Origin of the sequence: Bacteroides sp. (assembly GCF_028690125.1) — a bacterium.
Lineage (GTDB): Bacteria > Bacteroidota > Bacteroidia > Bacteroidales > Bacteroidaceae > Bacteroides.
Genome location: NZ_JAQVBV010000012.1, coordinates 13,021 through 25,399 on the forward strand (window position 1 = coordinate 13,021; position 12,379 = coordinate 25,399).

At 31.6% G+C, this 12,379-nt stretch carries 13 protein-coding genes; all 13 read right to left on the bottom strand.

Going from position 1 to position 12,379, the window contains the following annotated elements; translation table 11 throughout:
• Positions 1–73 precede the first annotated feature (73 nt).
• On the bottom strand, positions 74–1,324 hold the full coding sequence (locus PHO71_RS09860; protein WP_300202453.1) for an aminotransferase class I/II-fold pyridoxal phosphate-dependent enzyme: 1,251 nt from the start codon (positions 1,322–1,324) through the stop codon (positions 74–76).
• Between the two features lie 28 nt (positions 1,325–1,352).
• A complete protein-coding gene (locus PHO71_RS09865) occupies positions 1,353–2,006 on the bottom strand; it encodes a sugar transferase (RefSeq protein WP_300202456.1) in 654 nt (217 codons plus the stop codon).
• A gap of 6 nt (positions 2,007–2,012) precedes the next feature.
• Positions 2,013–2,537, bottom strand: coding sequence for a DapH/DapD/GlmU-related protein (locus tag PHO71_RS09870; RefSeq protein WP_300202459.1), 525 nt, complete (start codon positions 2,535–2,537; stop codon positions 2,013–2,015).
• Positions 2,538–2,544: 7 nt separating this feature from the next.
• Entirely contained in the window at positions 2,545–3,342 is a 798-nt protein-coding gene (locus tag PHO71_RS09875; RefSeq protein WP_300202462.1) for a glycosyltransferase family 2 protein, read from the bottom strand.
• Positions 3,339–4,148: a glycosyltransferase family 2 protein gene (locus tag PHO71_RS09880; RefSeq protein WP_300202464.1), complete on the bottom strand. Its 810-nt coding sequence runs from the start codon at positions 4,146–4,148 to the stop codon at positions 3,339–3,341. Before PHO71_RS09880 ends, PHO71_RS09875 begins: the two co-directional genes overlap by 4 nt.
• 9 nt (positions 4,149–4,157) lie before the next feature.
• On the bottom strand, positions 4,158–5,207 hold the full coding sequence (locus PHO71_RS09885; RefSeq protein ID WP_300202467.1) for an EpsG family protein: 1,050 nt from the start codon (positions 5,205–5,207) through the stop codon (positions 4,158–4,160).
• A 2-nt stretch (positions 5,208–5,209) separates the two neighbouring features.
• Positions 5,210–6,118, bottom strand: a complete 909-nt coding sequence (locus PHO71_RS09890) for a glycosyltransferase family 2 protein (RefSeq protein WP_300202470.1) — start codon at positions 6,116–6,118, stop codon at positions 5,210–5,212.
• 92 nt (positions 6,119–6,210) lie between these two features.
• Positions 6,211–7,344 (bottom strand): glycosyltransferase, encoded by a 1,134-nt coding sequence (locus PHO71_RS09895; protein WP_300202473.1) that lies wholly within the window; start codon positions 7,342–7,344, stop codon positions 6,211–6,213.
• Between the two features lie 10 nt (positions 7,345–7,354).
• Entirely contained in the window at positions 7,355–8,245 is an 891-nt protein-coding gene (locus tag PHO71_RS09900; protein WP_300202475.1) for an ATP-grasp fold amidoligase family protein, read from the bottom strand.
• Positions 8,246–8,251: 6 nt separating this feature from the next.
• The gene (locus PHO71_RS09905; protein WP_300202478.1) at positions 8,252–9,733 is read right to left on the bottom strand and encodes an oligosaccharide flippase family protein; all 1,482 of its coding nucleotides are present in this window, start codon (positions 9,731–9,733) and stop codon (positions 8,252–8,254) included.
• 3 nt (positions 9,734–9,736) lie between these two features.
• Positions 9,737–10,783 (bottom strand): aminotransferase class V-fold PLP-dependent enzyme, encoded by a 1,047-nt coding sequence (locus PHO71_RS09910; RefSeq protein ID WP_300202481.1) that lies wholly within the window; start codon positions 10,781–10,783, stop codon positions 9,737–9,739.
• 2 nt (positions 10,784–10,785) lie between these two features.
• Positions 10,786–11,289 (bottom strand): GNAT family N-acetyltransferase, encoded by a 504-nt coding sequence (locus PHO71_RS09915; RefSeq protein WP_300202484.1) that lies wholly within the window; start codon positions 11,287–11,289, stop codon positions 10,786–10,788.
• A 1-nt stretch (position 11,290) separates the two neighbouring features.
• The gene (locus tag PHO71_RS09920) at positions 11,291–12,379 is read right to left on the bottom strand and encodes a DegT/DnrJ/EryC1/StrS aminotransferase family protein (protein ID WP_300202487.1); all 1,089 of its coding nucleotides are present in this window, start codon (positions 12,377–12,379) and stop codon (positions 11,291–11,293) included.

Here is a 12,379-nt window from a genome sequence, read left to right on the forward strand (position 1 = left end):
TGGGATGAATAAGAATACTAGTATTTTACCCAAATAGAAAAAACACTTTTTCATAATTACTATTGATTAAAAACTATTCAGTTATAGCCTCTTTAATGCAATCAACAATATACTTCACATCTTCGTCAGTTACACAAGGACCTGCAGGAAGACAAAAACCGACCTTGAACAAAGCCTCCGAAACTCCATTTAGGTATGCAGGACAGTCTTTGTAAACGGGCTGTTTATGCATAGGCTTCCACAATGGACGGCATTCGATACCTTTCATATCCATAAAAATACGTAGTGCCTCAACATTTGCATTAGGCTCACAATCTGTGTGAATTGAACTACCTGCATGAGTGACGCCAGCAGCACCACCAACTGCAGCTGTGATAGCTTTTGTATAAGCATTTTCTTGACCTTTCATATGTACATTTTCATCGATTGTAACAGTGCAAAGCCAATAGTTACTATCATACTCGCCAGTTGTCGGTTGGCAATGCAGGTGGATACCCTTCACATCTTTCAAAAGTTCCTCATACAGAGCCTGAATATGCTTGTGATGATTCACATGAACCTCTGCTACAGTCATCTGGCCACGACCAATACCTGCACAAATATTACTCATGCGATAGTTGTAGCCAATATATTCATGTTGATAGTAAGGATATGCTTCACGAGCCTGGGTAGCATAGAACATTATTTCTTTTTTATCTTCTGCAGTTGGTACAACGAGAGCACCACCACCAGAAGTAGTAATCATCTTGTTTCCATTGAAAGAGAAAACACCATACTTTCCAAAAGTACCACATACTTTTCCTTTATAACGAGACCCCAGCCCTTCAGCAGCATCCTCAATTACAGGTATGTCATACTTGCGAGAAATCTCCATAATCTCATCAAGTTTAGCAGGCATACCATAGAGATATACTGGAATGATAGCCTTGGGTTTTTTTCCAGTTTTTTCAATACGTTCAATAATAGCTTGTTCTAATAGCATAGGGTCCATATTCCAAGTGTCGGGCTCGGAGTCAATGAAAATAGGTGTTGCACCAAGATACTTGATTGGGTGACATGACGCACAGAATGTGAAACTCTGTACCAGAACCTCGTCCCCTGGTACTACACTACAAGCTATTAGTGCGAGATGTATAGCCGCTGTACCTGCGCTCAGTGCTACCACTTCATGGTCTCCACCAACATATTGTTTAATATCTTCTTCAAATCCGTTTACATTAGGACCAAGAGGCACAACCCAGTTTGTATCGAAAGCCTCTTGAATAAATTTCTGTTCATTGCCACTCATATGAGCTAGGCAAAGATAAATGCGTTTGTACAACATATTTACAATAAATCGTTTATGTATAAAATCAAATCATTTCTCCATTATATTCCATCTTTTTATCAAACAATGTGCAGAAAATAATCTGAATGTCCTTGATGAATGAGTAGTGCTCGTAGTAGTACTTGTTGATGCGTACCTTATCAGGATAAATCACCAGATCATTATATTCTTCTGCAATTTCTCGAACTGTACGAGTATCACTAGCTTTTTGTTTCTCAGCAACATACTCCGAAATCATTTCATCTTCAAGTCGATATTTCAGTGTAGCAGGACCAGTGATACCGGGACGAAGTTTTAGCACTATACGATCATCCCCTGTTAATTTATCGGCATAACCTGATATATCAGGACGCGGACCAACAAACGACATATTACCTATAATCACATCCCATAAACCAGGTAACTCGTCAATCTTATAATGACGCAACTTTGTCCCCAGCGGAGTGATACGACTATCACCAGCTACACTCACCGTAGAACCATTATGCTTTATCGTCATCGAACGAAATTTATGGCAAGTAAACAACCTGCCATCCTTACCTACTCGCTTTTGTTTGAAAATAGCTGGACCGTCCGGCATTTTCACTCGAATCAATACCCAAACCACAAGAAATACAGGCCACAAAACCAATAGACCGAACAACGCAGCCAGTCGGTCAAAAATAAATTTATAAAACATAATCTATTATTTTATGCGTTTAGCAGGAACTCCAGCATGGATCTCCCCGTCAGGAACTGATTTTATTACTAGCGAATTGGCACCGATAATCGCTTTTTCTCCGATAATCAAACCTAATTTCTGATGAGCCACCACTGAGGTCCGCATTCCAATATACGCACCATCTTTAATTACCATCTTCACATGTCCCTGACCTCTACCATGACACGCAAAATAGACACCATAAGAAATGGTCACATTATCCCCAATTTCAATAAAATCGTAGCACATATCATCTAAGTAACACCGCATTCCGATAAAGGTATTCTTACCAATCTTATATCCACACCGACGGTAGCACCACACACGAAGATTGTTAAATGGAATCGTTGGTATTAGTACGGCAGAGAACCATTTTCTGATGGGTTTACCAATGATAATAGCAAGAGAATAGTAACAATAATACGGTGGTTCCTTATGATATATCTTCCGATATAGCCACGAAATCAACGTTTCTTCACATTCTTTAGGGGAAGAAGATAAATTATTCATATTAAGTTTATTTGAGAATATGAAGTATAGATTCTTTAGATTGAATTTTTTTGTATTTAAAAAAGGCCTTTACAAACATATGGGTAAAAACACACCAATGTGCAAATAAAAGACTCTTTTGCTCGAATTGATGGACAACCATTATGAATGTTTTAAGTACTTTCCATTTATTACGAGAAATACTCCCTTTACGAATTCTGTAGAGAGCTAGACATTCATCCATCCCCATCGCATTCTTGCAATATTTCAACACACGCAAAAACAAAGCATGATCATTATTTTTCTTGATATCCTCTGCATAAATCTTGTGATTCAAATTCTGCTTATACATCACTGTTAGACATCCAGGCCAACAGTGCATGAGCATTTTGTTATATGTCAGATGTTTGATTACTTGAGCCTGTTTTAGAAGTGATTTCCCCTCTTCACTGATATGTTCGTAACAAGCAAAAGAAAAATCACAATTATTCTTTATCATAAAATCCAACTGCTTTTCAATCTTAGTTGGAAGCCAAATATCATCACTATCAAGATATGCAAGATACTCTCCTTTTGAACGTTCTATTGCATTATTACGAGTTATAGCAGCACCGCTTCTTTGGGTATTTATCTTAATTTTTATTCTAGAATCCTTTTTTGCGTACGACATAGCAATTTCTATACTTTTGTCTGTTGAACAATCATCTTGAATAAGCATTTCCCAATTCTGATATGTCTGAGATAATACTGATTCAATAGTCCTCCCTATATACTCTTCGCAGTTATAATTTGGAGTAATAATTGAAATTAAAGCATTACAATTCATTTTATAGATTGTATAATTACCTTTATACTTGCTAAAATTCTTGTCATATAAAAACATGTATCATATTTCCCAAAATCACCAAAATAAATCTTAGTATATTCATAAATTAATTTAATTCTATTTTGTAAAACATACTTACGCGACAACATACGGGACACAGCACTACCAACTCTATTACGTCTAAAGTATATTGCAAATGAAGATGATTGCCCAATATGTTTTATATTTTTAGAAATCAAGAACATAAAGAGTGAGTCTTCACCATTTTTAAACGATTCATCGAATGTGAAACCTTCTAAAACTGATTTATGAATCAACTTCATTACCGGTCCTGAAAAAAATTTTCTTGTATTATTAATAGTTTTCACCTCATGACATAATTTATTAAAAGCTAAATGAATATCATAGTTCTCATCTATTTGCCCCGTTACATCATCAAATGAGAATGTGTTTGATATAATAATATCATTATTTATTGATTCTTTTAATAATTCGTCAAGGAATGTAGATGAAATATAATCATCATCATCAATAAAAGTTATATATTCACCACTCGATATATTTAAACCAATATTTCTTGCATTGGAAACTCCTCCTTTATCAGTTTGAACTAATATTACATTATAATCGTATAGCGATAGATTTATAAATTTTTTTATTTGGGTTTGATATGGCTCATTACATCCATTTAATACAATTATAATCTCAAATAGATTCTTCGAAAGTGTCTGTTCTTTTATAGAATCCAAGCATTTCCAAATCCATTTTTCAGGTTTATATGATGGAATAATTATTGAAACTAACATGATTATATTTTACAAACAAAAAGAATATGGGACAGTTCCCTGACCATTATTAATAATTGAAGATATAAAAGGATAAATAACCAAAAAAGAGAATACCAAAAAGCATAACACCTTATTTTGATTACTAATCAATTTAAATAAAATTCCCCAAAAAAGAATTTCATATAAAGAGAACAGCAAACCTATTCTTTCCATAAATGGAAAAAAGTATCCTATTGACACCAAACATAAACCAAGTATTACTGTTAATATAGTATTCCTAATAAAAACATCTAATGATAGATTATCTATTCTAAAATCTTTTTTTTTCTTGAATAAATTAAAAGAAAAACATGCATAACAAATAAACAGCATTTTTCCAGAAGTCAAAAAACCAATATTTGATTCAGAATTTGAAAAGTACCCTCCAAATTGATTAAATGCAAACCTTGAAGCAACATATAAGATAAATGGAGACATCGCAATACCTATTCCTAATAATAGTTTCTGCGCTCTATTGAGATTTTTCCACTTTAATATCTCAAATGCAAACATTAAAAATCCAATCAATGATGAAAGGTGTAAAGTAGACGCAATTAAAATTCCAATAATAAATCTAATATAATCTCCTTTTGATAGATACCTAGTAAAATAAAAGATAATAGCAACAGCACAATATTGCCTTAACACATTCATACTCATCATTAAATGAGACATATATAACACTGATATCATTACAGGAAATGATGCTATTCTTTTAAAATCCCACAACCTGTTTATAATTAAAAAATATATTATCGAAGAAGAAGTAACAAAAATAGCAACAGGATTATCTGTAAATTTTTGTAATGCCAAATTCATCAGAGTAAACCCAGGTTCGACAAATGTCGCTCTACCATAATACAAATTATCCCATATATTAATATAATTTTCTGTATCAATTCCAACTTGCGATCCTCTAAATCCTGTTATAATAACAAAAATGACGCATATTAAAAATTTCAAAGGTTTACTATCTTTTTTATCTGCTACAACTGATAAAATAAGACAAATAAGATAGACAGAAATATAAAAAACCATATTTAATTAACAATATATTTTTTATTTTTCTTATAATTATTTTTTAATACAAATAAAGATTTAGGCCAGTCTTTCCAACCAATAAATATATTTTGCCTATAACATATAGCTTGTTTGACAAATTCCCAAAAAACATTTATACCATACGAAAAAGATTTAACCAAGTAAATCATAACAGAACTTTGATATATCCCAAGACCTCTTTCTTTTAAAAATTGATTTTTATTAAGGCATACTAAATATCGAGATTTAATAACTGGATAGTCCCAACGTTGTGATAGACTACCCCGTCTCATAGTAACGACATATACTGTACCAGAACTCACAATAAAGCTCTGAGCATAGTAGCCAGATTTTACGGAAAACATTACATCATTTGCAGCTAAAACCTCATCATAGCGAATATTATACTTAAGGATAAAAGACTTTCTCACCATTTTAGCCCACGGTACTACTATAGAAAGTTTAAACTTTATACTTGAAATACTATTACTTATATAATTATCAATTGCATTAACAAAAGGAATATGCCTATCACATTGTTCTAAAGTATCATCATATACACTATTTGATTTAAAATAAATCAAATCTGCATTATCTTTATGATACTTATCAAAAATATCAAATGCTTTTTCAGTAAAAAAATCATCAGAATCAGCAAATATAAGCCATTCTCCTTTAGCTTTGTCTATACCTGTATTTCTAGCTCCCCCTGCAAATTTTTCAGGGTTGGAATGTAAAACTATTAAATCTCTATTAATTTTTATATCATCTAAACTTATTCCTTTAACCGAATTATCTATTATAAAAATTTCAATATCATCCCGTCTAGGTATACTATTAATCAATCTAGGTAATGTTTCTAGAGAATTTTTATGCGGAATAATTACACTATAAATTATGTCTTTCATAATTAATCAAACAATCCAAACAATATTACAATTCGACATCTATAATCTTTTAAATCTAATATCTTTTATGTATATGTTGATCACTTACAATATTAAAGAAATCTACAACAGTAACATTTTATCTCATTATACAAAAATTCTTCGGCTTCAACAATAGATCCAATATTAGCATAATAATGACCATCTAGTTTGTATTTTTTTACAATAATTCTTATTATCCTATTCAATGCAGATCGTATTACTCTAACCATAAACACTCTCGACTTAGCAATATAAAAAGATAGGCTATTCCTATATCTCTTTTTTGCATCTAAAAAGAATTCATGAGAAATATCAGAATATGCTAACCAAATATTCTTATAATTTAAATATTGAATAAAATCTCTTCTATCAACATATTTTAAAGCAGACAGTGCTGATTCTGGCCATACTAAAGAACCATTCCAAATTCTTGGTAAACTACTGTCCCATTTTTCTATTGCTTTTTTTGAGATAAAGGACACCTCGTCTAAAGATAGTGTTTTATTTTTTTTAGCATAAACTCCACCGCCTGTGTTGCGACTTGTTCCTGGCACAATAATGGGTAGATTAATGAAGGCATATTTTTTTATGAAAAAAGACAATGCCACTCCATTAGCTATATCTGCGGAATTTCCAGGAAAGTATGTGTTACCTATAGCATAAATCTTATCTAAGCTTTCTTTCTTTACTATGCCATAATATAACGAAGGTAAAAGATCTATTTCTTGACATCCATTAGATAACACTTTTTTTAAAGACTCTATAGGAGACAAATACTTGATTTTTTTAGAATATAAACCTGTAGTTAATAAAGAATTCTTTCTAAAATCATCTGACCAATAGTAATTAGCTCGGCGAAACTTTACTGCATCAATATCATTATTATTCATAAAGGAAACAATATCGCATATATTTCGCAAGAGAAAGTCGTCATCCCCAATAAAAGCGATATATTTACCACTAGTATTTAATACAGCTTTATCAAAATTTTCTACACTAGTGAGATGGGAAGATTCATAATAATATTTAAATCTTGGGTCATTTATTGTATTCAAAAAAGGAATAAACACAGCATTATCACTTGTGTTATCTTGAATAATTAATTCAAATTCTTTCGAATCAAAAGACAAAATTAAATCTAGTATTTCTTTTAAATAATTATAACGCCCTTTTGTTGGAATAATTATGCTTAATAACGGAGTCATTACATCTAAATTATATGTTTATTAATTCACCCATTTTATTGAGTCTTGATTGTATAATAGTATTGTCATATCCTCCTGATGAAGTAAAAGTCATTTCACCAAAATATACTCTTCCACCAACTAAATAAAAATCTACCCTGACCTCGGGAAAACCTTGAGACAATATTTTTGCACTATGCAACATAGTTTCTAATGTTAATGGCTTATCAAAACTCTCACCTCTTGTAAATTTACCTTTAAAATCAAAATACGAATCAGTTATATTATTCCAATTTATATCATAAGCAAGACATTTAACGTCATGTTTTGTTCTATTATAATAGATTTCTATAGAATATGGATTTCCGTCAAAACACCAGATCTTATAATCAACTAAAGAACAAGATTCTACACTTTGCGAATCCTCTTTCAATAATTGCTCAATAACTAGTTTAGGTTTAATTTTTAGATAATGTGGCTCAGCTCTTAATAAACCTAATCTTGATTTCAAAGCTTTTTTAAGATCTTTTCTAAGTTTATTTATATCAATTTTTGACTTATCATTCACAATTACAACATCTCCACTACCATGGGTTGGTTTAATTATAAATTCATTTGGAAGAGACTCAAAGTCAATCTGTCTAGGAGTAGTATAAACTCCTATAAGAGGTACTAAAAGATCTTTTAGTCCCATTTCCTCAATGTATGTTCGAACTTGGTATTTATCTGCTAAACGACTCCAAGATGAAGTATCTGAATAAAATTTCAAATAATTGATTTTTTCATTTAAATCAACGGGATTCTTAAAATCTAATTTCCGTCCTAAACTTTTTCTAAATATATGCTTAGCAAGTGTCTTTGGCGATATTCTTCCCCACACACAATAAATAGAATTTAATACAAGTATTAATTTTTCTTTCATTTTATATCATTTTTTCAACTTATTAATTACAATAGCTAACAGATCTATTTCAAAACAATTCTTACAAACACGATATGAAAAAAACATAGAAATCGAAAATATCACTAATCCTAATAATGTTCTAGTTATTATGTCTGGAATGTAAGATATTAAGGTAGAAACAACCGCAAATCCTAATACAGTAGAGAACAATTTTATAAATTGCCTACTAAACTTTATTTTATATAGAACATAAACTGTGATGCACATTATTACCATATGTATCACCCCCAAACAAGCATATCCAACACCCAAACCCGTCAAACCATAGAGAGTATATAAAAATAAACAAAGCACCAATTGTATTATTCTAAAGACTATGGAAATAAATAAAAACACTTTAGATTTACCCTTGGCTACTAAAATCATATCAACTTGATTAGAACAAACTATAATTAAGGTCCAATAAATACCGTATCTTAAATAATCAATCGCAGGAATAAACTCTTTAGAATATAAAATAATAATAAAAAATTCAACAAAAGAAACAAGAAAAACAAACATTGGACAACACAAAACCACACTTACAGACGACTGTTTATTCAATTCATCCTGTAATAATGAATTATCCTTATTTACAGCTGCTATTCTTGGATAATAATCTGTTGATAATGCGTTAATTATTAGAGCAAAATAATTATTAATAATAGCCATTGCTGCAGAATAACATCCTACGTCCTCCAAACCTCCAGTTCTTTTAATATAAGAATTGATAACAAGAGCAATAGCTGTTTGCAACACACTAGTGAACATTAAAGCAGACCCTAGCTTAATCATCGGCATAGCTCCTATGAATACCTCTTTAATACTTATATTATTATATTTTCCAATAGAAGATTTCTTAATAAAAAATTTAGTAGCTATAAGTGCTATAGACCCTGCTATTATAAGTTCTGGAACAATACCTTTTTCTCCAAAAAAGTAATACAAGGGAATAGCAGTAAGTAATCCAGCACCTGTTCCAATCATAGAAGCAAAAGCCAAATAACGTAATTTTCTTAATCCCTTAAGTATAGCTAAATTTCCTTCATTAAGTATATTAAAAAAAACTGCTATACTTAATATCGCATAAGAAATAGTATAATTCGAATCACCCATCGTCCAATCACTAAGCTTACTAGAAAACAATAAAGTTATAATCGCTCCTATTAAAGCTATAATTAGAATAATATTAGTAGTTATCGATATAATTTTTGAAACAAGAATCTTATTATTTGAGCCATTAGACTCAGCTATATCTCTTACTGCACTTTGACTAATACCTAAACCAGCACCCGTTTGAATCAGTTGTAATGTAGAATTATAAATACCCATTACGCCCATGCCAGCAGGTCCCAATAACAATGCAACAGCTTTACTTTTTATTATTGATATAATTGCTTTAAATAATTGAACAAAGCCAAATAATGCTGTAGACTTAAATATGCCCTTATAAGTGTTATCTGCCATCTGCTATTCCATCCACCAGCCACAAGGTATGGCTACAAATTTTGTATAAAACTCCTCAACACAAGGTAAAGATCCTTGCTGACCAAATACTGAGTAGTAACTATTAGGAAGATGTACTCCAGATGCATAATATCCTTTATCTTTCATTCCTCTCAAAAAATCTAATTTATCCTCTCTCACTACACCATAAACCCAATAGTTTGGCTCTATCTCATCTCGATCTAGAGTTATTCTATTTTCTCCTAGAATATTAGTCCACTTTACTGCTTGTTGTTTCTGCTTTGCCAACAAAGTGTTTATATCCCCCATAGCAACACAACCAATATAGCTATTAAGTTCATTCATAGTAGCTCCATAGCCTTTCATGTAGATATCGCAATCTTTAGATATCTCACCATCTTGATCCCTAAAGATATTTCTACTAATACCAAAATCTCTCATTAAAAGAGCTTTTTCATACAAATCTTTATCTTTAAAAACAATTGCACCTCCATCTATAGTATTCGGCAATCTGACTGTCTGAAAAGAGAACAATGTAATATCCGTACCGAAATTACCAGCATAATTTCCTTTATATTTACTCCCGAAAGCCTCGACACAATCATCAATTACAAACAAACCATACTCTTTAGCAGTAGTATTAATTTCATCCACATACCCAATATACCCACAAAAATGATTATGAAAAATTAACTTAGTATTGTTAGTGATTTTTTGTTTTACGCTATCTGGCGATAATGTTCCAGTTTTAGGATCAATATCTGCCCAAACAACTTTTAAACCATATGTTGCTAATGGCATATTAGAAGCCAAACAACTCATCGGAGATGCAATAACTTCATCTCCAGGCTGTAAATCCAAGGCTGTTAAAGCTAGCTGAATTGCAGATGAAAAAGAGTTCGTTGTCATAAGGTTATTTATATTAACAAAACAACTTAATCTATTTTCAAATTCTCTCCCCCATTTCCCGTATGCTAAACTACCTGAACGAAGAATATTCTCCAACTCGGATAACTCTGCTGGCATATAAGGCTTATATAGTGATATCATTCTTAAAATAAGGGATTTGTATATTCTAATTTATTATAATCACTTGTGATATTAAAGACCATTGTATAAATATCATTCATAAAATATGGAATCTCATAATTGTTAGGTTCAACAATTATCCAACCAAATTTAGAATAGAATGGAACCAACTTATTCTTACAGAATAAAAGTCCTACTCTTGATTGTGCTACAATGTATTCATTAACCATTTGCATTAATAAACGACCATACCCTTTCCCTACATCAGTAGAGCAAACGTTACCAATACCATATAACTTAGTATTTTGACCATCAATGTACATAAATGAATCAACTAAATTCATATATGCTAATGGTTCATCTCCATTGATAAGAAGACAATGTATGTCATTTCCTAATAAATGCTCATAAATCCACTGAAGTTGCTTATCATATGGATAATTCCAAGCAACAGTTTTAATTCTAATAATATCTTTTAATTGTTGTTCGGAAACATCTTGATGTCTGATACACTGTAATTTGAACATCTTACCAGCCTTTCTTGATAGTATCTACAATCATTTGTCTATCTTCTTCAGATACCCACCATCCACATGGAATATGTACAAAATGATTATACCATTCTTCCATTCCAGGAAGGTTTCTCTTAGATGAATTAAAGATACTGTGAGTGTCACTTCTATGATGAAGTGGAGAAGCTAAGATCCCGGCTGCTTCCATTGACTTCATGAAGTTCTCTCTATCCTCTACCTTCATTGTATATAGCCAATAAGAAGCTTCTGTATTTGGACAATAGTCAACTAGTTTAACTCCATCTACACCTAACAATTCTTTATCATAGAACTTACCATTATTAATGTATTTGCTAATAACTTCCTCTATATGTCTCATCTGTACTAAACCAATAGTTGCATTTACATTATTCATAGCATATTTAAAACCTACTTCTATAATGTCATTCTCAAGACGTGAACGCTTCTTATCCAAACCAAACCATCTCATTCTACGGGCTCTATCCATCTGATCTGAATTGTTCATAGCCAAAAATCCACCATCTACTGTAGTCATATGCTTAATAGCCTGTAGAGAAAAGATTGTGTATGCAGAATTACATCCAGTTTGCTTACCATTGTACTTACTTCCCAAAGAATGAGCTGCATCTTCTATAATTGGAATATTAAACTTTTTAGAAATCTTATTAAACTCATCCATATTACATACCATACCAGCATAATGAACAAGAACAATAGCTTTAGTCTTTTCAGTAATTAACTCTCTAACACTATTGGGATCTAAAAGACCATTATTAGGATTCACATCACCCCAAACTACTTTACCACCTACCATTGCAATCGAAGTATTAGTAGGTTCCGCTGTCATTGGTGTACTAATAATCTCATCATTAGGTTGAATGCCAGCAAGTATATATGCTAAATGAAGTGCATCAGTACCTGAATGCAATGCCAAACAATTAGGATTCCCAATAAATGCTCTAAACTTATCTTCAAAATCATATACAGGCTGTCCTTCCGCAACATAACCACTATATATAATTTGCTCTAATTCTGGCATAAGTTCCTCTCTCGGAGGAAAAAATGGTTTAACCAAAGGAATCAT